Below are 26,730 nucleotides of genomic sequence, written 5' to 3' on the forward strand. Positions count from 1 at the left end.
ACTAAATTGAGCTGGTTAGCCAATTTAACCTTTAGTATTTTTTATGTGTCGTTTTTTAAATGAGGGAATTCATGCAACAGGAAGAAGCAAAAGTTGCCATTGTAACCGGTGCTAGCCGCGGTGCAGGCAGAGGCATTGCCTTAGCTTTAGGTAAAAAAGGCATGACAGTTTATGTTACTGGCCGCAGTATAAAAACAGGCTCAGTTTTAGGGTGGGATGGCTCGGTATTACCCGGAACAGTATATGAAACTGCCGAGCAAATTAATCAAGCAGGTGGTATAGGTATTGCTGTGGTGTGCGATCACAGTGACGATGCACAAACCGCCGCATTGTTTGCTCAGGTTGAAAAAGAGCAAGGCCGATTAGATATTTTGGTTAATAACGCTGCATTTATTCATGATCAATTAGTTGAACAAAAGCCATTTTGGGAAAAAGAGATTGATGCGGGTAAAATTTTAGATGTAGGTTTACGCTCTGCTTACGTGGCTAGTTGGCATGGCGCAAAACTAATGGCTAAGCATAACAGTGGCTTAATTATGTTTGGTTCATCATTTGGTGCTAGTTGTTATATTCATGGGCCTGCTTATGGTGCACAAAAGGCGGGCCTTGATAAGCTTGCTCATGATATGGCGGTAGACTTTAAAGGCACAGGTATGCGTGCTGTATCTATTTGGATGGGGCCACTCTTAACCGAACGTTCGGCCATTATAGGTAAACTAGATAAAGAGCAATACCAGCAGTTTATGGCAACCGCAGAGTCACCAGAATTTATTGGTGATATTGTTTATGCTATTGCTAATGACCCTAAAGGTGACGAGCTTAACGGGCACACTGTAATTGCTGCCGAAATAGCTAAGCATTTTAATATTACCGACAGAGAAGGTTTGCAGCCACCATCTTATCGCGAAATGTTAGGTTCGCCGAATAAGCCAAACCCTGCCATTATTTATTAATAAGTTATAGATGAGGCTGTTGAAGTTGATAGCGCCTATAAACCTTAAATAAGCTTATAGGCTAAAAACAAAATAAACGCCGCTTTAATTTAACAGTTTAAATTAAAGCGGCGTTTTAACTATTATAGTTAATGCTTGCGCCCTACACCATTACGAACCATGTCTTGCCCTGTTTGGAATACGTTTTCTGTAATCATGCGTGCTAAAAGTAGCTTTTGATTATCGTCAAACACAGCAACAAAACGGCTGCCATCCTTGTTATTAGTAGCCATACCAACACCGGCAACACCTTTAAGTCCAAAACCACCGCTTTCTACATTAAGTAAAAAACTTTCAAGGTCGGCTAGATTATCAATTACACTTTGCTCTTCGCTCATTTTTATAACTCTTTTAATCATGCTCCGCGTACTGCAAAGCTTAGTAATACAATATGCTCGCTATTTTATATACTCTTGGTAAAAACTTAAACCTTTTAGCCAACAACACCGCATATCAATATAAGTGCTACACTGTGGCCTGGTTATTATGCTAACTGGCAAACTATGAAAGACTGTAATCAATGCGGTAAATGTTGTATTAAATACGGCGATGGCGACTTGAGTGCTACCCAAGAAGAAATTGATTTATGGGAAATATTTAACCCTGAAATCTTTGAATTTGTTAAAAATAATGAGATATGGTTCGATCCTAAATCGGGCGTTAGGCTAAGCAGATGCCCTTTTTTAGAGGTTGAGCCTAAAACAAACCCTCAAGCGAAAAATAAATATACTTGCAGTATTTACTTAGACCGCCCCGAAGACTGCCGTCATTATCCGAGCCTAATAGCTGAAATGATCAGAGATGAATGCGAAATGATTGAAATAACTGATCTGTCGCAGCCAATAAAAGCACAAATAAAACTAGATTTTATCATGCGTGATAGCCGCCCCGCTGGCTACTAAGTATTAAAACGGCCAATATAGTTTTATAAACAATATTTTGGCCGTTTTAATTAAACACGCTCTAGTAAACTTTCAGAACTAAAATGTACTCACTGCAAGTTCTAAATGACTGATAGCACAGCCATATTGATCCTTATTAATACGATGATACGCAGTGTTAGCTTGTACACTTAAGCTCAATATAAACTGATCTTGTTGGGCAACTGTACTTTGCTCTTGGCTTAAACACATAGCTTGAATAAGTGAGCGTAATTTTGCATTCGTTAATATAGAGCCAAATCGTTGTAGCGGTAATGCTGGTATTTTAATATTTGCTAAAGCTTTTTCAATGCTGCGCTGGCTTAGGGTAAAGTCTTCATTTTTAATATCAATAACGCTGCCTGCAGGCCAGTATGAGTAGTTATAATGCTGATTGCCTTTTGCTTTTAAATATACCACACCACTTTTACCTATTACGGTAATTAAGTTACCTGCGGATGACTTTATAACGACTAATGCCGTGGCTTCATCAATACCAAAACCAAACTTTTGTTGCGTTTTATCAAGTACTGTTGCCAACCTTAATGTACGGTTTTGTTCACTAAAGTGAGTATCGATCATGCCATAATTAAATGTTGCAAGGCCACCAGCAAGATTAAACATAGAACTATCGTTAATATCTGCCTGTAAAGCCAAAAGGCTCGACCCTTTAGTAATTGTAGCTATGTTACCACTTGTGTTTTTGCCACCGCTTTGAATAGCCGCCCCCGCGCCGCTACCTATAACAACAGGGCGTGTTTGCAATGCTTTAGTCCACGGGTAAGCTTGGTTGTTTTCATCAAACAGTACGCTGCGCGTTAAGTCTTGCTCGCCATTATTAAAAATCACTCCTGTACTGTTGTTTATTAGCTTTACCAAGCTATTAACGCCATTACTGCAAAGGGTATTTTCTGCTTGGATGCGATCGGGATAAATAGCCTCACGGTTATACAAGCGCATTTCTGATTGCCTATATTGTGGTAATTTTTCACAGGTGTTTGTAGTAATTGCTTTAACTAATGCAGGGGTCAATGCTAACCATTGGCTGTTTACACTTGCCGTGCTCAATAAACCTTGAGTAAAATCGGCAGCAGCATAAGGGTCACGGCTTGCTGCTGTAATTGCCAACATACTTGGTTGTTCGTTAGCTACCTTTAAACTACCCGTTATAAATTGTAGTATATTGTTTATAGTCGGTTCATTATTCAAATTAGGGTTAACTTGCTCTGCTAATCGCTGCCCTTGAGAACTAAACTGAGGCACTTCAAGCATATCCATAACAAAATGATACTCTTGCTCCGACAGGCTATTAAGCTGGGTATTATCAATATCGCGCCAGTGCCATAACAGTGCAGGCTTAGTTATTGATGCTGATGACTTAGCCTGTATCGCAAATAAAACTTTAGCTGTGCTACTTTTAACTTCTTGATTAGTACTTGGCCACCGCTGAGTGATTTTTTTAACTTTTTCAGCCGTAACGCTAAATAAATGCTCTGCTTTACCCGCTATTTGGGTGTTTTTATCGCACTGCTGCGTGTTTAAACTACTGCAGCTACTTAGCTCGCTACCAACTAAAATTAACGTTTGGCTTTGCTCTGCGGCCGTTAAACTAGCACAAAACGTAATGCTTAATAACACAGCTAAAAAGCGGGCCAATTGCTGTTGTCTGTAATGTGTAAATGCATGCGTCATGATATAACCCAAATAAGAAGTGGCTTGTAATTACATCATGTTAATTTTTAATAACTTGGGCTGCAACTTTATATCTGAATCTAGATATGGTGTTAAGCCAATAACGCGCGTATCGCTTTGTTTAGCTAAAGATACTAACTACCTAAAGCGGTTAAATAGTACCTAAACAAAATTAAACACGCTGTTTATTGAGCCGGTGTTTTGTTTAACTTATGCTTATATTTTAGGCAACCCGAGTATGGAATATGGATTTTTCTGCTGAAGAAATAGACTTTTTATCTGACTTATTTAAATCCGATCAAAAACCTGCATTACCTCATGAGCCTATGTTAACCATGCAAAGCAGTGTGCCTGTTAGTGTTGCGCAGTTACTTAGCAATGCCAATTTAACTCTGCTGGCTGAGGTTGCCCATTATCAACTGTGGTTTCCGCTACACTTAAAAATTAATAGTTCCGGCACAATTACACCCACTTTAAGCGCTCCTGAAGTTATTGATACTAAAGGTACTCAACGCAGTTGGCGCTGGAGCCATTTAAATATTAAAAGCCAAGGCTTTTGCATTGAATCAATTTCAAGCACAGGTGTATTTTTAAAGCCCACAGGTAAACACAAAAACTTATCAAAAGTTCAACACGTAGAATTTACCCTACCAAATAAAGAATCTGTATCTATGGATATTGAGCCTGTAAGGCAAAGCAAGCATGGCCTTGCAGCTAAAATAAAACACATTCATACTGGTAAAGAACAATTAAGAGCTTATTTATTTGCCGAACACCAACGTCAATACGCTAATTTATATCAGTATGAACCATTAATTAACTCACCAAGTTAGCGCTTAACAACAGCCTCTGGTTACAGTCACTGCATACTATTGCTTTTTGTTATTTGCTAAACAAAGTAGATGCAATATGAATTGGATAGTTGTCATTTATTAATTCTTTAATAAATAACGACGGCTGTTTAGCATCGGCAATTAAGTAAGCCTTATGTTTTGCTCGGGTAAGCCCCACATATAATAAACGCCGCTCTTCTGAATAAGCAAAGGTGTCTTGGCTAGGTAGTAAAGCCTCCAGCAGCGGATTATTTTGCTGACTACTCGGAAAGCCAAACTTCCCCTGCTCTAACCCTATAATAATACAGTAATCTGCTTCTAACCCTTTGGCGCTATGCAGGGTTAAAAATGCTACGTTTGCACTTTTTTGTTGTGAGGCTAAATGCTGTTGCACTTTGTTGAGCGTATAACGATAACGGCTCAATACAGCAATACTCGCGTTTGCATGGTGTTTTTGAATAGTATTGATAGCTTGCTGGGTTTTTAGCTCTAACGACTTTTTACCTTGGTACACGTCATCTAATAAAATAACTTGAGGCTCAGCCACTTGTGTATGAGTAATAATGAGCTTTTTATACTGCTCAGGGTTTTGCATAACAAAACACCCCGCTACGTCACTTATACTATTGTTATACCTAAATGTTTTTTGCAACAACGTTAACGAATGACTACCCACTAACTCATTAAAACGTGTGGTAAGTGCTAAGTTACCACCAGAAAACCGATAAATTGCCTGCCAGTCGTCACCTACAGCGGTAAAACGCACCTTATGACCATGCTTAATTAAACTGTTTAATAAAGCCATACGTGCAGCAGAAATATCCTGAAATTCATCCACTAAAATATGCTGCCATGGCACATTCACTTGCTGCTTATTTACAGCCTGAGTAGCTTGTAAAATCATATCGTCAAAATCAATACAGTTTTGCGCAATGAGTTGCGTTTTATAAGCGCGATGCATAGCAATTAATAACTGCGCGGCCGCACTGTGATGATTAGTGCTTTTTTGATTGCTATTAACTTGACTCGTATTTAATTGATTGGTACTTAGTTGAACAGTATTTAATTGATTATTTTGGCGCTTAAGCCGCTGAGTAATTTCGCTATCGGTTAACTGTTCAGCCCTTATAGCTGCTAAGCATTTTAAATATTTATCAACCTCATGCTTAAGCTGCCCTGAGTCTTTTAATATTGCCAGTACTTGCGTAGCATTAAACTTACTTTTATGAGTATCGCAGGATACTAAAGGCTTATCGAGCATAGCAATAAAGGCGCTTAATAATACCGGTTGGCCTTGTACTTGCTCACTTAGCCATGATGTTAGCCAGCTCGACAGCGCGCCAAAATCACTTACAAAAGGCGATATGTTGCAACCTTTACCTGCCTGCTGTAGCAGCTGCAACCCTAACGCATGAAAAGTTAAAACCTCTGGTGACTTGCTTGATAATTTAGCCTGCTGGGCGCGTTTAATAAAGCGTGTTTTAAGCTCTTGCGCCGCTGTTTTATTATAAGCAAGTACCAGTATTTGCTCTGGCATTGCTTGTTTTGTGGCAATTAGATCAAGTGCTTTGGCTACCATAACTGAGGTTTTACCGGTACCTGCAGCAGCCAATACTAAATTTTTATCGTTATTGCGTATTACAGCAAGACGCTGCTCATTAGTTAATGGGTTTGACTCCACGTTATTATAAAAATCAGCTCGTTGAGCAAGTTGCTTGCGCTCATATTTATTACGCAGTTGTGCAATAGCATCATTCTTATTTTTTGCACTGGCCAATACCGATAAAAACTGGCTACTATTTGAAGGTAAATACCCTTGCCACACATTGCGGTTTTGCTGATAGCGCTTGCTCAGTGAAAACACCTCAGCGCTTAAAATTGTGGTATTACTGTCGCGTAAATACTCATCTAACGCAGTGCGCTTTAATAAAGCTTTAGCATTATTTATTTTGTGTTCAAGCGCTTGCGAAAAATATTGGTTAATTGCAATGTTTAGTGCTTTTGCCTGTGCTTTGTTTAAAAAGCTAATAGTAGTATGAGCACTATTTTCACCTAGAGTTAAATTAATTTTGGCGCTAAATATCCGGTTTTGCAACTGCGAAAAATCGTTAAAATCCTTGATTAAAAACGATTGCTTAGTCGCGTTTTTAAACTCAATCACTAAGCTTTCCTGCTCAATACTGAGTAATTTAATACGGGTGAAAAAACGGCCTAACCAACTAGGTGTGGCAAAATACTGCGCCATAATACTCAATATCTAAGTAGGTAATAAAACAATTGTAACATACTCTTTTATAATACATTTAATTTAACAACTTACTATAACTGAGCTTAGTAAATAGCTAATTTAAAAAATTAAAACAGCTGTTTATCGTTTTAATTTGCGCCTTATTTTAGTCAGCGTTAAGCTGTGCTTTTATTTACTAATTATATTAACTGCATTTGCTATATAGCCTTGCTATAAGGTTAATTATAATTATTATTAAAGGTTTATTATGACTAACAGCACATATCCTATTGGCACACCTGGCACTAAGTGGAATAACAACGATAAAGCCGATTGGTTAACCCGCCAAAATATTAAACGCAGCTATCAAAATGAAGTAGTAACCCTCATTAACGAGCTCAAAGATGAGCTAAATGTAGAACAATATGGCGAACTAAATTACGTTGCAGGCAAATATCCTTTATTTGTTTTAAAAACCGCTGACTTTAACACTAACAAACCTACCGTTTTAATTACCGGTGGTGTACACGGCTACGAAACTAGTGGCGTACACGGCGCGCTTAGGTTTGCAAAAACGGCAGCGCAAAAATATAGTCTGCATTTTAATATTGTAATCGCACCTTGTATTAGCCCTTGGGGGTACGAAACGATAAACCGCTGGAACCCAGAAGCCATTGATCCTAACCGCTCATTTTATGAAGGTAGCCCAGCGCAAGAGTCGGCGGCGATTATGGCGTATGTAAAATCCCTTGAGTTAGATTTAATTGCTCATATTGATTTGCACGAAACGACCGACAGCGACAACAGCGAGTTTCGCCCGGCACTAGCTGCACGCGAAGGCACAGTAAATACTAATTGGAATATTCCCGATGGTTTTTATTTAGTGGCCGATAGCACTAAACCTGAGGCTGCATTTCAAAAAGCCATTATTGATAGCGTAGCAAAAGTAACCCACATTGCCCCAAGTGATGAAAATAACCAACTTATTGGTGTGCCACAAGAGCAATTTGGGGTGATCAACTACGCTGCTCGCGAATTAGGTTTATGTATGGGCTTTACCAATGCACCTTATGTAACCACCACTGAAGTATACCCAGATAGCCCTACAGCAAGTGACGAAGAATGTATTTTGGCACAAGTAGCCGTAATTACGAGCGCATTAGATTACATAATTAATCTGTGATCTGGGTTTAAATATATACAATTAATAATCCTATTAAAATGCCCAAGTAGGTAAACTAGCTTGGGCATTTTTATACTTTTAATTTTTATAAAAGTAACTATCTTTCGTTATGCTAATGCTCGGATCTTCTTCTGCAAAAATAATAAATTTAACTTTACTTACCTTGTTTGAAATATCAAAGCCATCTGCAGTCACCGTTACGGGTATACGCCTCATCATTCCAGGTTGAATTAGTGTTGTATCTGGGCTAGTTAATTTAGCCTCTGCTAAGCCTGATATAGCAATAGTGTAGTGCAATGTTTGTTGGGTTTTATTTATAATCGTTAACGTATAAGGGTTTTCTACTAAACCCTCATAATTTACTCTGTACAAGGCGCCTCTATCGCGCAGTACCGAGGCTTCAATTGGTGTTCTTTGTACCACCCAAGCAAACATAGCTACAATTAGCATCAAGGTCAAAACACCATATCCAACCAATTTAAGCCTAAAAGGGTTGGTTTTTTTACCCGCCATTTGCTCTCCACTAGCGTATTTTATTAACCCTTTTTCATAACCAAATTTATTCATAGTATCGTCGCAAGCATCAATACATAAGCCACAGTTTATACATTCATATTGCAAACCATTTCGAATATCTATTCCAGCTGGGCATACCTCTACACATAAATTACAATCTACGCAGTCACCTAAGTTAAGTGCTTTTGGGTCGGCCTTACGTTTACGTGGGCCACGGTTTTCACCGCGTGCGCTATCGTAAGTAACCACGAGTGTATCTTTATCAAACATAACCGATTGAAAACGCGAATACGGACACGCCACAGTACACATTTTTTCACGTAAAAACCCTGCGTTACCATATGTACACAAAGCAAATAAAAACACCCAAAAGCTGGTAATACCCGACCACTCAAAAGTAAGCATTTCTAAGTACAATGTTTTTGCGGGTATAAAATAAGTTAAAAATGAAGTGGCAGTTAATAGTGATAGCACTAACCAAGCACTGTGTTTAGTAAGCTTTTTACGCCATTTGGTAAAACCCCATGCAGATTTATCAAGCTGTATACGCTGATTACGTGTGCCTTCAACGCGTTGCTCAACCCACGAAAACATCAACATCCAAATAGTTTGAGGGCAAGTATAACCACACCAAACGCGGCCTAACCAGTTGGTTACAAAAAATAGCGCAAAGGCCCCCACCATAAACAACATGGCTACAATAATAAAATCTTGCGGGAATAAAGTTAAAGTGAAAATAGTAAACTTTTGCGTTGCTACATCTAATAGCACCGCTTGTTGGCCGTTATATTGGATCCACGGTATTGCAATAAACGTAAGCATTAATAACCAGCCTAAGTTACGGCGTATACGTTGAAAAAAGCCTTTTTGCTCACGTATATAAATTGGCCCTTCGCTTTTGTAGGGCTTGATGATCATATCTTCTTCTTTAATATCAAACTTCATAGTACTTACTTAATCATAACGGATGTTAGTTAAGTATTTGCAACTTTCAGACCAAACTAAAAGCAAAGGCATTACATTGATATTTAAGTGATTTATTTATTATTAAAAACCTCAAACTCGCGATATAAAGCGATAGTCGCGATATATCACGAAACCTTGCTAATCCCTAACTTGTGCATTTTAGAGCGTAAGGTACTCTCTGGCATACCAAGTTTTGCAGCGGCACCTTTACTCCCCGATATTTGCCAAGCCGACAGCTTAAGCACAGTAATAATATGCTGTTTTTGCATTTCATTGAGCGTTAATGCTGGGTTTATAGTACTTTGTGATATTGCTTGTAATGGCTGACTTAATTGTAAAACGGCTTGCTTAGACAAAATGGCCTCGCGCTCTAGTACATTTTGTAACTCTCTAATATTGCCTGGCCAGTCATAAGCTTGTAGTTGAGAAATTGCCTTATTACTTAATCCCTTAAGCTGCTTAGTTAAACGTTTATTTAACTGCACTATTAAATTACTACATAAATAAGGAATATCTTCCTTGCGCTCTCTCAGCGCTGGCACTTTTATAGGAAATACATTTAAGCGATAGTATAAATCGATTCTAAAACTGCCTTTTTGCACCATTTCCCATAGATCGCGGTTAGTTGCTGCAATAACGCGAATATCTACCTTTAATGTATTGCTTGCCCCAACACGTTCAAATTCTTGCTCTTGCAACACTCTAAGCAACTTACTTTGCGCTTCAAGCGGCAGCTCTGCTATTTCATCTAAAAATAAGGTACCTTTGTCGGCTAGTTCAAAACGCCCTTTACGGCGCTCATTAGCACCAGTAAACGCGCCTTTCTCATGGCCAAACAGCTCTGACTCTAATAAGCTTGGCGTAAATGCTGCGCAGTTCACTTTTATAAAGGGCTGTTTATTACGCTTACTTAATCTGTATAGGTTTCGGGCAACCAGCTCTTTACCTGTACCATTTTCGCCTAAAATAAGCACTGTGGTATCGGTTTCGCTCACTAACTTAATTTGCTCTAACATGGTTTGAAACACGTGGCTTTTACCTACTAAGCCAGAGTCTTGCCAATCTTCGTTTAATTCTGCTATTAAATAATTATTTTCATCTTGTAACTGTTCACTCAAATGTTTTACTTGTGCAAGTGCATCTTGTAATGCATTTTGTGTTTGTTGCTGCTGAGAAATATCGCGAAATACCGCTACCGCACCTATCAATTCATTATTTCGGTAAACTGGTGTCGATGTGTACTCAACAGGGAAAGAGCTGCCATCTTTGCGCCAAAAAACTTCGTTTTTCACTTCACGGCGTTTACCGTCAAACATGGTGCAATATATTTGGCATTCGTCGGCTGGATAAGGCGTGCCATCGGCATGAGTATGATGATGGTATTGATGAATTTTTTTACCTAATAGCGTCTCTGCACTCCAACCTGTCATGCGCTCGGCCGCAGGGTTAACAAACACGGCATTACCCGACAGATCAAAGCCATAAATTCCTTCGCCCACTGCGTTGAGTAATAAACTAGGATCGTTTAAAAATTGTTTTATCATAAAATAGCCCTCGCGAAATATCGCGATCATTATGACAATTTAATTAAAAAAGTGCACTGCAAAAATTATTATTAGTAATTAATAGCGCTGGAGGAAGGGAGTGACAATAGAATTACGAAAATACAAAAATTTATGACAGAAAACAAAGCCTAGTTACCTTATTACGCTAACTAGACTTTATTTACAACTAACTTAAAGGCGTGGAACCAACTTTATAGCGCCTGCAACCACTTTCATATCAAGTGGTAGTTTACTTAGCAAGGCCATTTTAGGATCGTTCATATTTAGCTCATACACTGGGTTTACAGCTAAAAAGCGGTTAATAATATCCATAGCTTGTTCGTCTAGCGCACCTAAATTACCTTTAAAACCACCAGCATCAACACTCGAATCTAGTAATTTTATATTACGTAAAAACACCGCTTTTTTCTCGCTGTCGTAAAATGGGCTACCTTCTATTTGCAGCTTTAAGCGTACTGGGTATTTTAATGCAAAAGCACTAATGTTAGCGCTTGAATCGGCGCCTAGCACTACAACATCACGATTTTCTGGACCAATATTTACACTCACATCGTTTACATCAAACTCTACTGGTAATCCCATTAAACTTACCTGTTCGCTTAATTTAGGAAGCTGTTTTGTTAATAACGACTCCACGTCGGCGTTAGTAAATGAATAAACAGACATTCCTTGTGTAGCGTTACATGCAGTTAAAAATAATGCGGCAATAATAAATAATATTTTCATAAAAAACTCTCTAAATTATTATAAGTGATGGGTATAAAAAAGCCGCTTACGAGCGGCTTTTAAAAGAGTAATACTCTATTAGGTGTAACTACACTAAGCTGTAAAAACAGCCTTTAGCCGTGCTAGTGTGTCAGCATCAACTGAACCTTCACTGAGCGCTAACAACTGTTTTAAATAATAGCTTATATCTGCATGTTCGCCACGATGCTTATCATCTAACATGGCAACTTGCTCTGCCATTCTTTGCATTGCATCATTACTACTTACATTAGCTAAAATTTCCATTCTAGTAAGTAACTGTGCGCTACTAAGTGATGTTTTAAGTGCAGCTTGGTACTGGCTCGGTATCGCTTCATTATTTTCAAGAGCGTTAAATAAGGCCACTAAATTAGCTTGTTCGGCTTTGCTCGTTAGCCCTGCAAGCTTCTCTTCTATGGCGCTAAGTAACGACGTTACTTTTGGCGATAGTGACTTAAACTGGGTATACCCTTTAACTTTAGTTTCTAAGTCGTGTAATTGCGCTTTTTCGTTAATTTGACCTAGCGCCAATTCAAGTTCGTTAAGCTCAGCGACTACTTGCTTGTCGTTTTCGCTTTGATCTAACTTTTGCTGTTCAAACTCGCTACTGCGTTTAGTAAAAGTTTCGTCGTTAAATTGACGAAATTTTTGCCATAAGGCATTTTCAGCTTTTAAGCCGGCAAAGCCAATTGCTTGCCACTGCTGCTGTAATTGTTTTAGCTCTTGGCATGCTGCTGCTAGGTCATCACTTTGTGATAATTGCTGCGCTTGCTCTACTAATGCATTTTTAAGTGCAGCATTGCCTTTATGAAACGCATTTAACGCCGCTAGCACACGCTGCTGCTCGTTTTTGTAACGATCGTTTAATACACGGTACGTTTTAGGGTCAACTTTACCCACACTGCGCCATGCTTTGTTTAAACGATTGTATTGGCTTTCAAACTGCTTCCAATCAAAACCCTGCTCGTCAGTTGCGAGTAAGTGCAGTGCATGCATGTCAGCAATAATACTTTCGCGCTGCGCTTTTGACGCTTCACGTTGTACTTCTTGCTCTGCAAAATAGTTACGGCAAGGTGCAAACAATAATTCGATTTTTTGATCAAATTGCTCACCTTGGTGCTTTTCTTCGTCTGTATCTAAGCGGCCAAGCTCATTCCAACGTTTACGCAACACTTTAACTTGATCAGCCCGTTGCTGGGGATCTACGCACTCCTCTAAAGCGAGCGTGCTAACTTCTTCAAGTAATGCTTCGCGCTTTGGTGCTGCAGCATATTTTTGCCAATCTTTGGCGTCAGCTAGCTGCGCTTCTAAATCGGTTTTTAAGCTTACAAGTGGTTGCTGATACTGCTCAGTTAAGGTATTAAATAACTCTTCAAAGCCTTTAAACACACCAAATGCAACGTTAAAACGACCTTCTTCTATTAGGCGCTTTACATCACGGGCTTTGCGTTTAGCTTGGCTTTGATTTTTTTCAAGCGGTTTTATCAACTCGTTCATTGGCACTAAAAATTGCTTTTTATGCGCATTAAGTTGTGTTTTAAACGTACCTTGCAATGCACTATCTAATATATTTAGATGATTACGCGCTGCTTTAAAGCCACTATTAAATGCAGCTAGGGTTTCGTCGTATTGGGCTAAATCGGCTGCTGGTTTTATTTCACACAGTGCAGCAAATGCCAGCTTATAATCTTTAATAGCAGACGTTAGCTCAGGTAATTTAGCTACTTGAGTAAATGACTTTTCTAACTTATTAATAACCTGCTTTGATTGCGGGTTATTGGCTAACTCTGTTTCATTTATTGCTTGTTGAGCCTGCGCTACTTTTGCATCAAGCCAATCTTGCTGAATTTGCTCTGGCGTTTCTAGGCCAAGTTGTAATGCATTTTCAATTTCTTCACTTAAAGCTTCAAGCGTTGCTAATGCCAACAGTTGACGCTGTTGTAGTGCAAGTAATTGCTGCTCTTTTTCGTGCTCACTGCGAAGCTGTGCAATATGGGCATTTAGCTTTTCGGTAATTGTGCTGTACTTTTCGTTTAACAGTTTTACTTGCTCAGTGCTAAGCCATTTAAGCTCTAAGGCTTGCCATTGCGCCATTAACTCACCGGCTTTTGGGTTGACTAATGCAAAATCATTCTTATCGCGCAGCGCATTTAGCTTAGCTAAAATAACACGGGTTTCCCCCTCAACTTGCGCTGGCATTTCAATTGCTAAACGCTCGTTTTCTAAATGCGTGTTAAGCGCTGTTTTAGCACTGTTTTGTGCATGCTTTAATAATGGTTTAGTTAACTGGTGGGTAATAACCAGCTCAACTAGTTGCGCTTGTAACTCTTCGCTGCCCTCTTTAAAGGCTTTTTCTATTAGTTTAGGGTTTCCTAGGCGCTTTAGTAACTTAACCCGCACTTGCAACTCTTTTTCTGCAAAGGCAAGTTTTTCAAGGGTTTTTACTGGTGCAAAACGCTCTATATATTCGCTTTTAATTTGCGGCGACAGTGTACTTTCGCTACTTAAAACTGCGGTAGATATTTGTTGTTCAGCAATATCTTTTAATGCTTGATCTTGTTTATAGGCTTTCCACCACAGTGGCAAGTCGTTTACTTTTTGCAGTGCCTTACGACGAATTTCTGCTGAACTATCTTCCAGCGCTAAAGTGCTTAAAATTATTGCGTCGCGTTGTACATCTAACTTTTCGATTGCGTCTAGACGTATTTGCAGCTTTGGGTGTTTCCATTTTGGCGTAAAAAGGTGTTTAAAGATCATGTTCACTAAACCTAGCTATTTCGTTATCTGAGTTAAATTCTTTTTGCAGTTGTGCTTTTGTTTTTTGCACCATTTCGCCATTTGCACCAATAGTAAATTGCTCATTCGATTGAGCAACTTTTGCTTGATACAACATAACTAACTGCACTGTTTGCTGTTTTTGTTCATCTGATAAAGGAGTGCCATCTGGCCATTTGCCAGTTGCTGCTCCGTATTGCAAACGTTCAAATAATTCTGGGGTAATATTTTGTACAAGATTGTCGATATTCATGTCATTTTTTCTTTTTTAGAGTCACTAAAATAATACGATTAATAAGGTACCAAATACACCCCACGCCAATAGCGATGGTGTAAGCATACCACTGAGGTGTTTTTTCTTGCGGTTGTAAGAAGTACAAACAGAAAAAACCGCCTAAAAATAGGATAAGTGCTAAAAATGAGTGAGTTATAAACATTTGCTGTTTTTTAATTCGCTGCTCACGTTGAAGCTGTTGAACTTGCTCATTATTTAAGTCGGCAACGTTACTTTCGCAATGCGGACATTGCGCGTGTTTATCTGATATTGATTTGGCACATTTAGGGCAACGGATAATCGCCATACATCTCTCCATACTACGCATAAAAAAAGCGCCTTGCGGCGCCTTTATTGTACTTGTTTTATTTCTCGTTGTCTTTTTTGAATTTGACCCAGTAGTCATCTACCGATTCTTTCATCTCTTTACGCAATAACATAATGCCAATTAAGTTAGGTAGCGTCATAACAACAATAGCCACTGCCGCTAACTTCCATACCAAGGTGGTATCGGCGAACGATGCCCAAAAGAATGCAGCCACATAAAATACGCGATACGGCATTACTGAGCGATGCCCTAATAAGTAAATCATTGCGCGATCTCCATAGTACGACCAAGCAATGGCAGTAGAGAACGCAAACAGCAATAAGCCTATTGATACAATGTACTGGCCACTATCGCCAAAGTAACCTCGTTTAAAAGCCTTGGTAGTTAGCTCTGCTGAATGTACCAATGATTTGCCCACTAAACTAATGCTGTCATCTGTTGGCATGCCATCTATTACTTCTACAACACCTGTGTATTTGTGCTTTTCAGTAATACCAAAGCGTACATCCTCTGCAATTGAGCGTGAATGTAGTACCGTAAAACCTGTACTCAATGCCTCACCATTAACCACTTCAATATTGCCGGTAAACGTCTCTATATTACTTTTTTGACCATTAAGATATTTATAGAGGTCTTCGCGCTGTGTTTGGTTTTCTTCTGTGTAATCGCCTTTAATAATACTCATAGCCGAGCGCTCAAAATGAGTTTGAAATTTTTCATTCCACACCCCCGAGGATAAAATAACCAACCCCGTAAGCGTACAAATAATAATGGTATCGATAAAAGGTTCTAGGATAGATACTATACCCTCTGATACTGGCTCATCAGCTTTTGCCGAAGCATGCGCTATAGGCGCAGAACCTTGACCCGCTTCGTTAGAGAATAAACCACGGTTTACACCCCGGTTAAACGCATAAGCAAATGACGCCCCCAAGAAGCCACCTGCGGCAGCAGAGCCAGAAAATGCGTCCATAAATACAGCAGAAAATGAAGGACCGATGTTTTCAGCGTTATAAAAAATAACAGCCAGAGCACCAATAATATAAATAGCCGCCATTAACGGTACTACGCGTGATGTAATTGCTGCAATACGCTTAATGCCGCCTAATATAACCAAGGCAAGTAAAATAGATAACACTGCACCTGTGGCCATAGGCGCAAAACCAAAGGTGGCTTCCATACCTTGTGCAATATTATTAATTTGTGGCAGGCTGCCTGTACCAAACGAGCTAATTACAGTGGCTACGGCAAATAAAATGGCCAGCCATTTCATGTTAAGGCGTTTATCCATGTAATACATTGGGCCGCCAGACATAGTGCCATCTTCAGTTTTTTCACGGTATTTATGCGACAAGGTAACTTCTACAAACTTGGTAGTCATACCAAAAAATGCGGTCATCCACATCCAAAACAACGCCGCAGGCCCACCAATTGATATAGCCAGTGCTACGCCACCAATATTACCTGTGCCTACTGTGCCCGATAGTGCTGTAGCAAGTGCTTGAAAGTGAGTGGTATCCCCTTCTGTATCTTTTTTATCAAACTTACCCGAAACAACTTGGCAAGCATGTTTAAAATACCGTATTTGGGGAAATTTTAAATAAATAGTAAAAAATAAACCAACCCCTAATAACACATAAGGAAACCATACTGCTCCTCCTAACATGCCATCTAGGCTATCTAAAAGTTGTCCGAATGCATCCACGCTAAATTCCTCTTATTATTTTATTTTGAAATTGCTGACTAAACATTCGTTAAGCCACAGTTTATTGTGCCGTTGCGCACTTGTTATTTTTGTAAGTGTTGTAACAAAAAAGGGCAACATTTTAATGTTGCCCTTACCTTATACTAATTTATCTTAATTTATCAACGACATTTACGATAGCCGCCAAAGTATCTTGGCCAAATTGATATGAACGACGATCTGACCAACCGTAATCTGGGTCGGGTAAGTCGTTATTATCTTTAAATGGCATTTCGACTGTATAGGTAAGCGCCTTAAATTCTTCTGCTGTTGCAGATGAACCTACTGTAAGGTTAGCTTGGCCTGGCTCGTCTTTAGGGTAGCCATGTTCGTCTTGAAACTCAGGAGTAATGGTTAACAAAGCAGCTTTAAAGCTATCTTCTAGATCTTTTAAGCGCGCATCATAACTTGGAATGCCTTCACTGCCGGCTACAAAGTTATACGGGATTGCTTCATCACCATGAATATCAAGGTGCATATCTAGGCCTGTTTCACGCATTTTATTAAGCACTAAATAAACTTCTGGGCTATTTTCCATGCTCGGCGTTTGCCATTCACGGTTTAAGTTAACGCCTTTAGCGTTAGTACGTAAGTGCCCACGAGCACTACCATCTGGGTTCATGTTTGGCACAATATAAAATACTGCTTTTGATAGTAATGCAGCAGCATGCGGGTCTTCGTCATCAAGTAGTTTGTGAAGTATTCCCTCTACAAACCACTGCGCCATTGTTTCACCCGGATGCTGGCGAGCTGTGATCCAAATGTTTTTCTTATCTGCACTTGGCTCACCAATTTTAAGTACGCTCATGTCGCGGCCATCAAGGGTTTCGCCCAATGTTTCTAATTGGCAAATTTGCTGGCTTTGCGCCCACGTAAGTAAATCTAAATGACGCTCATAGCTATATGGTGCAAAATAAGCAAAATAAACACTGCCGCACTCTGGCTCTATTTCAAAGCTTAATGTGCCATTTTCGTAGCTTGAAGGTACACGAAACCACGTTTGACGGTCATACGATGCAACCGCCTGATAATCTACCCAGCCATCTGGATAAGCTGAATTTTCGAGCTTGTTTATATTTAGCTTATGTAATTGGTAAGGGGTTGTTTCTAGGCGAAAATGAAACCACTGATAAAATTCAGACTGGAAATCGTTATTAATCTCTAACTGGATATTTAATGGATCGGTGGCTTCAATAACCTTAATATTACCACTATCGAAATTGCTACTGATTTTCATGACAAAAAACCTATAAGTTGACTAAGTGTCTCTGGACTGCATAAATAGCCAGGATGTAAGTACGCTGCGATTAGCCGTATCTAATGTATAAAGCGTACCATAAGCGCTGCGCTTTAAAAATATTGATAATCAAAAAAGCCAGCAAATGCTGGCTTTTGTATAACGACTAATAAATTAGTGAGGTAAGCTTGGGAATGCCACTTCGGCCATATCGCGCATACAACGTACCACTTGGCAGCTGTAACCAAATTCATTATCGTACCAAACGTAAAGTACAATACGGTTGTCATCAACAATAGTTGCTTGCGAGTCAACCACACCAGCGTAACGACTACCTACTAAATCGGTAGATACGATTTCAGTAGAAGCGGTGTAATCAATTTGGTCACGCAGGTCTGAGTGAAGTGCGGTATCGCGTAAAAATGCATTTAGCTCTTCTACCGAGGTGCTCTTTTCTAAGTTTAGGTTCAAAATAGCCAGCGACACGTTAGGTGTAGGTACGCGAATTGCGTTACCCGTTAGTTTGCCCTCAAGCTCTGGTAGTGCTTTTGAAACCGCTTTTGCAGCGCCTGTTTCAGTAATTACCATGTTAAGTGCAGCAGCACGGCCACGGCGGTCTGCTTTGTGGTAGTTATCAATTAAGTTTTGGTCATTAGTATACGAGTGAACCGTTTCTACGTGACCATTTTTAATGCCAAACTTATCGTTTAATGCTTTAAGTGTTGGTGTAATGGCATTAGTTGTACAGCTTGCTGCACATACAATTTTGTCTTCAGGTAAAATATCTTTGTTATTTACACCATATACGATGTTTTTGATATTACCTTTAGCAGGAGCCGTTAATAGTACTTTAGCAGCGCCTTTACATTCTAAATGCTGACCAAGGCCTGCTTCATCTTTCCAAATACCTGTGTTATCAACAATAAGTGCATTGTCGATGCCGTAGGCTGTGTAATCTATTTCGCTAGGAGAGTTAGCGTAAATAACCTGGATGTAGCTACCATTAGCTTTAATTGCATTACGTTCTTTATCAACAGTGATAGATCCATTAAATGGACCATGAATTGAATCACGACGTAATAAACTGGCACGTTTTTCAAGGTCGCCATCTTTACCACCACGTACAACAATTGCGCGTAGGCGTAAGTCAGCATAAGGACCTGATTTTTCAATTAGTAGGCGTGCAAGTAAACGGCCAATTCGACCAAAGCCATAAAGCACCACATCGCGTGATTCTTTAGCTGGTAAATCAGCAATTTCAGCGAGCTCATCTTTTACAAACTCTTCAACAGAACGACCGTTTGCAGCATCATTATACAAATAGCTGTAAGCAAGCTTACCAATATCGATACGTGCAGAGTTTAAATCCATTTTGCTAATCGCTTCTAAAAATGGGAAGCTTTCACGTAAACGTAATTTTGTACCTTCAAACTGCGCAACTGATTTGTGAGATTTGATAATTTCAATTGGGCTTGCATTTACAAGTGGGCGGCCATAAACAGCAATTTCGATACCACGACTACGATAAAGCTTACCAATGATTGGTTGCATGCTTTCTGCGTAACCTTGGCGTTCTTGCCAACTATTTGTGTATTCTAACTCGTGAGATGAGGTCATTTTATTTACCTAAGTTAAACATTTTGAACGGATAGCCCTAGAGCATTTAACCATCAAAAGTTGAAATGATTTCGACCCTGATAAGTCAACGCACTCTAGTGACTTCCCTATTCTAATTTAATCTTGCTTTATTCTCTACTGTTAGAGGCTAAATGATTGCGTTAGAATAACATTATATTAATATATTTAAGGGTTGAGGATGGTTATAAGACTAATAGTAGTGCTTGGAGTACTCACCTTAGCCGGATGTGAAAAGCCACTAAGCTTGGCCCAAGTATGTAAAGAAACGCCCGGTTTTTGCAACGATCTAAATAAAGATAATCATTGTCGGGAGCAGCGTTCTAACACTATTTTGCAGCGTTATATTGAATATAAGCACCCAACTGATGAAAATAAATATCAGCTACTTAAAGAGTTTGAATCATATAATCAGTGTATTACGCTTGCAGCTAAAATTGAGCATATAAAATTAAAAGAAAAAAAGACCTCTCGTGTAGAAGGTAAATTAACCAGTATTAAAGAAATGACGCGATTATATCAAGATACTAAAAGTACTAATCACCCAGGCTTACTTTACTATCATTGGTCGCGTAATAACGATCAGCGAGCACTGACTAAATTTTTAGCTTTGGAGCATGATGAAAGGGTGACAACAAGTGCTGAAATGCAACTTTTTTTGGCATCGTATTATATTAAATTTGATGATGATAAAACGATTGATTTGCTCTACAAAACATTAGAACTTAATAAAGCACAGCAAATACCTGATCCCGAGGTGTTTACTTCTTTGGTCAGTTTGTTTTATAAACAACAAAATTATAAACATGCCTATGTTTTTTCTAAAGTTGCGCAGATGTCGGGGATAGAAAACGTTGATATATTTGCTGTAGAGCAGCAATTGGCAAGCAGCAGAAAAAATCTTGATAGTTTAGATTCTTTAGCGCAACAAACTTTTCAGCAAATTCGCGCTGGTAAGTTTGTATCACCTAGGGAGTTTTAAGTAACCTAGGCGTAGTTAAATAAAACATTAATAATAAAAAAGGCAGCTTACGCTGCCTTTTTTATATTACTTTGCTTTACTTGTGCCCACTTCTACTCGGGTTTTAAGTTTTTGCCCAGGTCTAAAGGTCACCACGCGACGCGCCGAAATAGGAATATCTTCCCCTGTTTTCGGATTACGTCCCGGTCTTTCTTTTTTATCACGAAGATCAAAATTACCAAATCCAGAGAGCTTAATCTGCTCGCCTTTTTCAAGCGCTGAGCGGATTTCTTCAAAAAACGCTTCAACTAAATCTTTGGCATCTTTTTTATTGATCCCGAGTTTTTCAAATAGGTGTTCAGCTATGTCGGCTTTAGTAAGCGCCATATCTAGTCCCTCAACGATGCATTAAACTGTTCGGCCAGTGTGGCCACCACGTTATCAACTACTAGATTGATATCTTTCTCTTCGAGTGTTCTATCAACCGATTGCAGTGTTAGAGCAATCGCCAAACTCTTATAATTTGGCTCAATACCTTTGCCCTTATACACATCGAATAAGTTTAGGTCAACTAATTGATTTCCGCCAACTTTTTCTATCGCTGTTAAAATATCGCCAATATTTACGCTCTCTTGCACTAAAATCGCGATGTCGCGGCGATTTGAAGGGAATTTAGACACCCCTGCAACTTGCGGTAAATTTCTTTTTTCGATTGCCGACATTTCAATTTCAAACACGAAAGTAGCATTATTGATATCTAACGACTTTTGCGCTTGAGGGTGTAATGCACCAAAAAAACCAACCTTTTTACCAGCAACATAAATTACCGCTGATTGACCAGGATGCAAACCATCTGACTGCTCTGCTTTAATTTCAAAGCGGCTCATATCATTGGTAATTGCCAGTAGTGCTTCCACGTCACCTTTCACATCGTAAAAATCGACGTTGCGTTTTTCTTCAACCCAATGTTCGCCATGCGCAAGACCGGTAATTACACCGCCAATTACTGGCACTTGGTTAACACCGTTTTCGGCATTTTCGTCACTTAAAAATTTAAGGCCGTGTTCAAATAGACGAATACGCGGTTGCTGACGATTTTGGTTATACGCTAGCGACGCCAATAAGCCAGGCATTAAGCTTACTCGCATTGCAGACATTTCAATTGAAATTGGGTGCGGTAATACTAGCGGCTGACTTTCTGGGTGCAAAATAGCTTGCGCTTTAGGGTCGACAAAACTGTACGTAATAGCCTCTTGATAACCACGGGCTACTAGCGTATTACGAAACTTGCTTAGTGCGATAGTCGCTTCGTTATGGGTAGTCATTTTAAGCTTAGCAGTCGGTGCAACATTAGGAATACTGTTGTAACCGTAAACACGCGCCACTTCTTCAATTAAATCTTCTTCAATACGCACATCAAAACGGTAACTAGGTACATCTGCACTCCAGCTGTCGTTTTCAACTTTTACGTTAAAACCTAAGCGAGTTAAAATATCAGTAACTTTCTCATCTTCAATATGATGGCCAATAACACGGTCTAAACGGCTACGACGTAAACGAACCTCAGTCACTTTAGGTAGTTTATCTGCGGCAACGGCTTCAACCACTGGGCCTGCTTCACCGCCTACTATTTCAAGTAGTAACGCTGTTGCACGCTCTATTGCATCATGCTGTAGCGCAAAATCAACACCACGCTCATAACGATGCGATGCATCTGTGTGTAAACCGTAGCTACGTGCTTGCCCAGCTATTGCTACAGGGTTAAAAAATGCGCTTTCAAGTAATATATCAGACGTTTTATTTGTAACACCCGATTGCTCGCCACCAAAAATACCCGCAATGGCTAGTGCTTTATTATGATCGGCTATCACTAATGTAGATTCGTTTAATTTAACGCTATTACCGTCAAGTAAAACTAGCTCTTCACCGGCGTTTGCACTACGTACTTTAATTCCACCTTCAATCGCATTTAAATCAAATGCATGCATTGGATGGCCAAGTTCAAGTAATACATAATTAGTAACATCAACTACTGGGTCGATTGAACGCACACCGCTGCGACGTAGTTTTTCAACCATCCATAACGGCGTTGCTGTATCAAGGTTAATGCCTTTGATCACACGCCCAAGGTAGCGAGGACATGCATCTTCATTAACTAATTCAATCGATACTTTATCGTCAATTGTTGCTGTAACCGCTGGAATTTGTAATACGTTTACGTCAATGCTGTTAAGTACGCCCACTTCGCGCGCTAAGCCTTTTATACCTAAACAATCACCACGGTTTGGTGTTAAATCAACATCAATAATATTATCATCAAGGCCTAGGTATTCACGTAAATCTGTACCTACTGGCGCATCGCTTGGCAATTCCATAATGCCATCGCCTTCTTCGCTAATACCTAGCTCAACAAAAGCACACAACATGCCATTTGAAGGTTGGCCACGTAACTTGGCTTTTTTAATTTTAAAATCACCAGGAAGCACTGCGCCAACAGTTGCAACCGCAACTTTAATGCCTAAACGACAGTTCGGTGCGCCACATACGATATCAAGTAGTTCATCACCACCGACATTAATTTTGGTAACGCGTAGCTTATCTGCATCAGGATGTTGTCCACATTCAACAACTTCACCTACCAATACACCATTAAATTTTGCTGCTGCAGGTGTTACGCCATCAACTTCTAGGCCAGCCATAGAAAGCTGTTCCGACAGAGCTTGCGTATCAATGGCTGGATTAACCCACTCTCTTAACCACTTTTCACTAAATTTCATATTATTGTTTCACTCTTAACGGAACTGGTTTAGGAATTTTAAGTCATTTTCAAAAAATGCACGTAAATCGTTTACGCCATAACGCAACATAGTTAAGCGCTCTACACCCATGCCAAAAGCAAAGCCGGTGTATTTTTCAGGATCAATGCCCACAGACTTAAGAACGTTAGGGTGTACCATGCCGCAGCCTAATACTTCTAGCCACTTGCCGTCTTTACCCATTACGTCTACTTCTGCTGAAGGTTCTGTAAAAGGGAAAAATGAAGGACGGAAACGAATTTCCATGTCTTCTTCAAAAAAGTTACGCAGGAAGTCGTGTAAAATACCTTTAAGTTCAGTAAAGCTAACATCTGTGTCGACCATTAAGCCTTCAACCTGATGAAACATAGGCGTGTGCGTTTGGTCATAATCGTTACGATATACACGTCCAGGAGAAATAATACGCAGCGGCGGTTGCTCAACTTCCATTGTACGTATTTGTACGCCACTCGTTTGCGTGCGCAATACCAGCTTAGGGTTGAAGTAAAAAGTGTCGTGATCAGCACGGGCTGGATGATGCTCAGGAATATTTAACGCATCAAAGTTATGAAAGTCATCTTCAACTTCAGGACCCGATTTAACTGCAAAGCCTAACTCACCAAAAAAGCTTTCTATGCGCTCAATGGTACGTGTAACCGGATGTAGGCCACCAGTAGGCATAACACGCCCAGGTAATGTTACATCGATAGTTTCAGCGGCTAGCTTTTCTTCTAGCGCTTTACTGGCTAACAGCTCACGTTTATCGTTTATAGCAGCTTGCACATCTTGTTTAGCTTGATTAATAACTTGGCCCGCTTCTTTACGCTCTTCAGGGGCAATTTTGCCTAACGTTTTAAGTAAGCTGGTGATCTCGCCTTTTTTGCCAAGGTAATTAACCCGCATTTCTTCTAACTGCGCGATTTCACTGGCACTGGCTACCGCCTCAAGTGCTTGCGCTAATATATTTTCTAAGTTCATTGGATACCTGATCTTTCACAGAAGGTGATTGCTGTTAAGTAATAACTTATGATAACTGAAAGCAGTGCCTAGATTCTAGACCTACTAGAGCTTTAACGTTGATTTTATAAAAGGAATTGTTAATTTTCGTTGTGCGGCCATAGATGCATGATCTAATTTGTCTAATACGTCGAGTAATGTACGCATATCACGGCTTAAGCGCGTTAATAAAAATCGGGCGCATTCGTCACTTAGCTCTAAGCCACGCATTTTTGTGCGTTTAACTAAAGCTTGTGCTTTATCGTCATCGCTCATTGAGCGGATTTGTAGCGTAGTTCCCCATTTTAGCCGCGATTCTAAGTCTGGTAAGCTAATATTTAGCATGTCGGGGAGTAAGTCAGCGGTCACCACTAACATTTTTTTAGGCTCGTTAAAGCGATTAAAAAAATTAAATAAGGCCTTTTCCCACGCATCATCACCCGCTACCAAATGCACATCATCTATGCATAAAACATCAAGGGCTTCTAAGCCTTCTAATACCATAGGGCCAAAATCAATAACTTCTCGCATAGATAACAGCATATTTGATAAGCCGCGCTCTTGCGCTTGAATACACGTAGCGTACAAAAGGTGAGATTTCCCTGAATCGCCCAAACCACATAAATAAGTGTATTGAAAAGATTGCGACAATTTTGAAAAACTGTCTTTTAAATGACTTACTTCTAAAGAGTCCTCACCACCAAAGTACGAGGTAAAGGTTTCGTCATCGGGCAAAGTAACCGGCAATGCCATTTGCATTGGCTCATGAGTTAGCATTACTCACCAATCCATTGATACTCTAAACTGTTTTTATCAACAATATGATAAAAAGCACTTGGATCAACATAATCTCTAAACGCAGCATCAAGCCCTAATGCTTTTTTTAAATCAACCACACTACCCGTATGATTAAGTTTGAACTCAACTAAATCTGGGGTTTTTCGTATAATAGTAGCCTGAGTTACCACACTTAAATTTGATAACCGGCGTTTAGCCAACTCAATATCAACAAAGCTTTGCGTACCTTTTAGAGTTAAAGTTGCCGCTGCTTGCTCGTAATAAGCATTTGGATCAATTGCATATTCATTAGCTAGCCCTTTCGCTAACGTATCTATCATTTGCGCAACAACTTGTTGTTTATCACCCGTTAATCTATTTAATTCAAAAAGATCATCGTTAGTAAATCGCCAATCTAAAACCCAGTTTTCACTATCTGATTGCTTATACATTCTGGCTGTAATACTGCGCTCAGCACTATAACGCTTAGAGGCCTCTTCTACTGGCTCTGAAAAGTTACCCCATACTTCAGGAATACCTACTAGACGTCTGTCTTGTAAATCAAGTAAAGGCACTACAACCGGTAAACCACGTCGCCCTGCTTTATCGTATATTAACTGTTCTAGTTGTGGGTAGCTTTCTTGAGTAACTAGCTCTCTGCGCCAGTTATCTTCAATTCCTAACCATATTGCAATTAATGGTCGTTGCACACCCCATAAGGGTAAACCGAGCTCTTTAATTAATGCATTAATTTTTCGCGCTTCAAATTTAACAACAAGTTTTAAGTTACCGGTTGTACTCTCGTCGTACTCAAACTTGAGCATGTAGTCTGAAATATCTTGAGTTTTTTGTTGCGCTAAGCTGTTTTGATCAGCACTTTCATCACCGCTGACTTTCACTAGAACATTCAGCAATGCTTTACGACTTGCTGCTAAACGCGTGTCTCGAGTTTTATCATCAACTTTTAAAATATCTTGATAAAGATCAGTTACTTCAACCGCTGATGCAGTAAAGCAAAATATAATTGATAAGGCACTTAATAATAATCTATACACAGGCTATTTGTTCTTAGTTTTAAACTGATTTGATCCTAAATCAAAGCAACCCACAAAGCAAAATTATATTTTATTTGTAGGAAAAAGTGCTAGGTGCTAGCAGAGATTGCTGATGGGGTTATTTTTGTCTAACAATTTAATGTTTTTATACTAATCGCATAAAGTTAATGAGTAATTTAATATTAAATAACGAACTCAATAACAAAGCGATAATTAGAATCGGAGTCTTTAATTAGGCCTGGTAGTGTCTTAATGCCCACAGCAGTGGAGAGTCACAGTGCAAATACACCACACTCATTGACTAGTGATGATGTTTTTATGATTTGAATGTCGGTGCGCTACTTCGTAGCGACAACGCAGTAGAATGTCGTAAGTGCCCACAGCGGTGGAGAGTCACAGTGCAAATGCACCACATTCATTGGCTAGTGGTGATGTTTTCATGATTTGAGTGTCGGGTGTCGCTACGCTCGCCCAACCTACGCGGGAGACTTGTGTACATTATTCACCCACACTTC

Annotated in this window: 22 protein-coding genes; 5 read left to right on the top strand and 17 right to left on the bottom strand. The window is 39.5% G+C overall.

Features of this window, described 5'->3' with window-relative positions; all coding sequences use genetic code 11:
• The first annotated feature begins 71 nt into the window (after window positions 1-71).
• Window positions 72-953 carry an SDR family NAD(P)-dependent oxidoreductase gene (locus I6E78_RS17215; protein WP_197182985.1) on the top strand — a complete coding sequence of 294 codons (882 nt, stop codon included), beginning with the start codon at window positions 72-74 and terminating at the stop codon, window positions 951-953.
• A gap of 128 nt (window positions 954-1,081) precedes the next feature.
• Here I6E78_RS17215 and I6E78_RS17220 read toward each other — a convergent pair whose 3' ends face one another.
• Window positions 1,082-1,330, bottom strand: a complete 249-nt coding sequence (locus I6E78_RS17220) for a hypothetical protein (protein ID WP_197182986.1) — start codon at window positions 1,328-1,330, stop codon at window positions 1,082-1,084.
• A 165-nt stretch (window positions 1,331-1,495) separates the two neighbouring features.
• On the opposite strand from I6E78_RS17220, the gene I6E78_RS17225 reads away from it, so the two are divergent.
• Window positions 1,496-1,894: a YkgJ family cysteine cluster protein gene (locus I6E78_RS17225; RefSeq protein WP_197182987.1), complete on the top strand. Its 399-nt coding sequence runs from the start codon at window positions 1,496-1,498 to the stop codon at window positions 1,892-1,894.
• 78 nt (window positions 1,895-1,972) lie between these two features.
• Here I6E78_RS17225 and I6E78_RS17230 read toward each other — a convergent pair whose 3' ends face one another.
• Window positions 1,973-3,604 (bottom strand): cyanophycinase, encoded by a 1,632-nt coding sequence (locus I6E78_RS17230; RefSeq protein WP_197182988.1) that lies wholly within the window; start codon window positions 3,602-3,604, stop codon window positions 1,973-1,975.
• Between the two features lie 245 nt (window positions 3,605-3,849).
• Between I6E78_RS17230 and I6E78_RS17235 the strand changes: the two genes are divergently transcribed.
• Complete coding sequence (locus tag I6E78_RS17235; protein WP_197182989.1) at window positions 3,850-4,437, top strand: hypothetical protein; 588 nt, start codon at window positions 3,850-3,852, stop codon at window positions 4,435-4,437.
• A 49-nt stretch (window positions 4,438-4,486) separates the two neighbouring features.
• On the opposite strand, the gene I6E78_RS17240 is transcribed toward I6E78_RS17235, so the two are convergent.
• The gene (locus I6E78_RS17240; protein WP_197182990.1) at window positions 4,487-6,682 is read right to left on the bottom strand and encodes a UvrD-helicase domain-containing protein; all 2,196 of its coding nucleotides are present in this window, start codon (window positions 6,680-6,682) and stop codon (window positions 4,487-4,489) included.
• A 250-nt stretch (window positions 6,683-6,932) separates the two neighbouring features.
• Between I6E78_RS17240 and I6E78_RS17245 the strand changes: the two genes are divergently transcribed.
• Complete coding sequence (locus tag I6E78_RS17245) at window positions 6,933-7,847, top strand: M14 family metallopeptidase (protein WP_011328563.1); 915 nt, start codon at window positions 6,933-6,935, stop codon at window positions 7,845-7,847.
• A gap of 78 nt (window positions 7,848-7,925) precedes the next feature.
• On the opposite strand, the gene ccoG is transcribed toward I6E78_RS17245, so the two are convergent.
• The 9 genes from ccoG to I6E78_RS17290 all read right to left on the bottom strand — a co-directional run bounded on the left by ccoG (window position 7,926) and on the right by I6E78_RS17290 (window position 19,613).
• Window positions 7,926-9,308: a cytochrome c oxidase accessory protein CcoG gene (gene ccoG / locus I6E78_RS17250; protein ID WP_182679092.1), complete on the bottom strand. Its 1,383-nt coding sequence runs from the start codon at window positions 9,306-9,308 to the stop codon at window positions 7,926-7,928.
• Between the two features lie 146 nt (window positions 9,309-9,454).
• The gene (locus I6E78_RS17255; protein ID WP_197182991.1) at window positions 9,455-10,873 is read right to left on the bottom strand and encodes a sigma-54 interaction domain-containing protein; all 1,419 of its coding nucleotides are present in this window, start codon (window positions 10,871-10,873) and stop codon (window positions 9,455-9,457) included.
• Window positions 10,874-11,065: 192 nt separating this feature from the next.
• Window positions 11,066-11,620, bottom strand: coding sequence for a DUF1439 domain-containing protein (locus tag I6E78_RS17260; RefSeq protein ID WP_011328566.1), 555 nt, complete (start codon window positions 11,618-11,620; stop codon window positions 11,066-11,068).
• Window positions 11,621-11,713: 93 nt separating this feature from the next.
• Window positions 11,714-14,395, bottom strand: coding sequence for a DUF349 domain-containing protein (locus I6E78_RS17265; RefSeq protein WP_197182992.1), 2,682 nt, complete (start codon window positions 14,393-14,395; stop codon window positions 11,714-11,716).
• Window positions 14,385-14,666 (bottom strand): YeaC family protein, encoded by a 282-nt coding sequence (locus tag I6E78_RS17270; protein ID WP_011328568.1) that lies wholly within the window; start codon window positions 14,664-14,666, stop codon window positions 14,385-14,387. Before I6E78_RS17270 ends, I6E78_RS17265 begins: the two co-directional genes overlap by 11 nt.
• Window position 14,667: 1 nt before the next feature.
• On the bottom strand, window positions 14,668-14,994 hold the full coding sequence (locus I6E78_RS17275) for a hypothetical protein (protein ID WP_011328569.1): 327 nt from the start codon (window positions 14,992-14,994) through the stop codon (window positions 14,668-14,670).
• 58 nt (window positions 14,995-15,052) lie between these two features.
• Window positions 15,053-16,720, bottom strand: a complete 1,668-nt coding sequence (locus I6E78_RS17280; protein ID WP_011328570.1) for an alanine/glycine:cation symporter family protein — start codon at window positions 16,718-16,720, stop codon at window positions 15,053-15,055.
• A 148-nt stretch (window positions 16,721-16,868) separates the two neighbouring features.
• Window positions 16,869-17,996 carry a M14 family metallopeptidase gene (locus I6E78_RS17285; RefSeq protein ID WP_011328571.1) on the bottom strand — a complete coding sequence of 376 codons (1,128 nt, stop codon included), beginning with the start codon at window positions 17,994-17,996 and terminating at the stop codon, window positions 16,869-16,871.
• Between the two features lie 174 nt (window positions 17,997-18,170).
• Window positions 18,171-19,613, bottom strand: a complete 1,443-nt coding sequence (locus tag I6E78_RS17290) for a glyceraldehyde-3-phosphate dehydrogenase (RefSeq protein WP_011328572.1) — start codon at window positions 19,611-19,613, stop codon at window positions 18,171-18,173.
• A 199-nt stretch (window positions 19,614-19,812) separates the two neighbouring features.
• On the opposite strand from I6E78_RS17290, the gene I6E78_RS17295 reads away from it, so the two are divergent.
• Window positions 19,813-20,613, top strand: a complete 801-nt coding sequence (locus tag I6E78_RS17295; protein WP_089368513.1) for a DUF2989 domain-containing protein — start codon at window positions 19,813-19,815, stop codon at window positions 20,611-20,613.
• A gap of 66 nt (window positions 20,614-20,679) precedes the next feature.
• Here I6E78_RS17295 and ihfA read toward each other — a convergent pair whose 3' ends face one another.
• From ihfA to I6E78_RS17320, 5 genes are all read right to left on the bottom strand, one after another.
• A complete protein-coding gene (gene ihfA, locus I6E78_RS17300; RefSeq protein ID WP_011328574.1) occupies window positions 20,680-20,979 on the bottom strand; it encodes an integration host factor subunit alpha in 300 nt (99 codons plus the stop codon).
• 2 nt (window positions 20,980-20,981) lie between these two features.
• Window positions 20,982-23,369, bottom strand: a complete 2,388-nt coding sequence (gene pheT / locus I6E78_RS17305) for a phenylalanine--tRNA ligase subunit beta (RefSeq protein ID WP_086994471.1) — start codon at window positions 23,367-23,369, stop codon at window positions 20,982-20,984.
• A 15-nt stretch (window positions 23,370-23,384) separates the two neighbouring features.
• Window positions 23,385-24,365 carry a phenylalanine--tRNA ligase subunit alpha gene (pheS, locus tag I6E78_RS17310; RefSeq protein WP_011328576.1) on the bottom strand — a complete coding sequence of 327 codons (981 nt, stop codon included), beginning with the start codon at window positions 24,363-24,365 and terminating at the stop codon, window positions 23,385-23,387.
• Window positions 24,366-24,449: 84 nt separating this feature from the next.
• On the bottom strand, window positions 24,450-25,160 hold the full coding sequence (gene hda, locus I6E78_RS17315) for a DnaA regulatory inactivator Hda (RefSeq protein WP_172459224.1): 711 nt from the start codon (window positions 25,158-25,160) through the stop codon (window positions 24,450-24,452).
• Window positions 25,160-26,215 carry a DUF2066 domain-containing protein gene (locus tag I6E78_RS17320; protein WP_197182993.1) on the bottom strand — a complete coding sequence of 352 codons (1,056 nt, stop codon included), beginning with the start codon at window positions 26,213-26,215 and terminating at the stop codon, window positions 25,160-25,162. The genes hda and I6E78_RS17320 overlap by 1 nt, the downstream gene beginning before the upstream one ends.
• Window positions 26,216-26,730 lie beyond the last annotated feature (515 nt).

The sequence above is a fragment of the Pseudoalteromonas sp. NZS127 genome, from assembly GCF_015864805.1.
GTDB lineage: Bacteria > Pseudomonadota > Gammaproteobacteria > Enterobacterales > Alteromonadaceae > Pseudoalteromonas > Pseudoalteromonas nigrifaciens.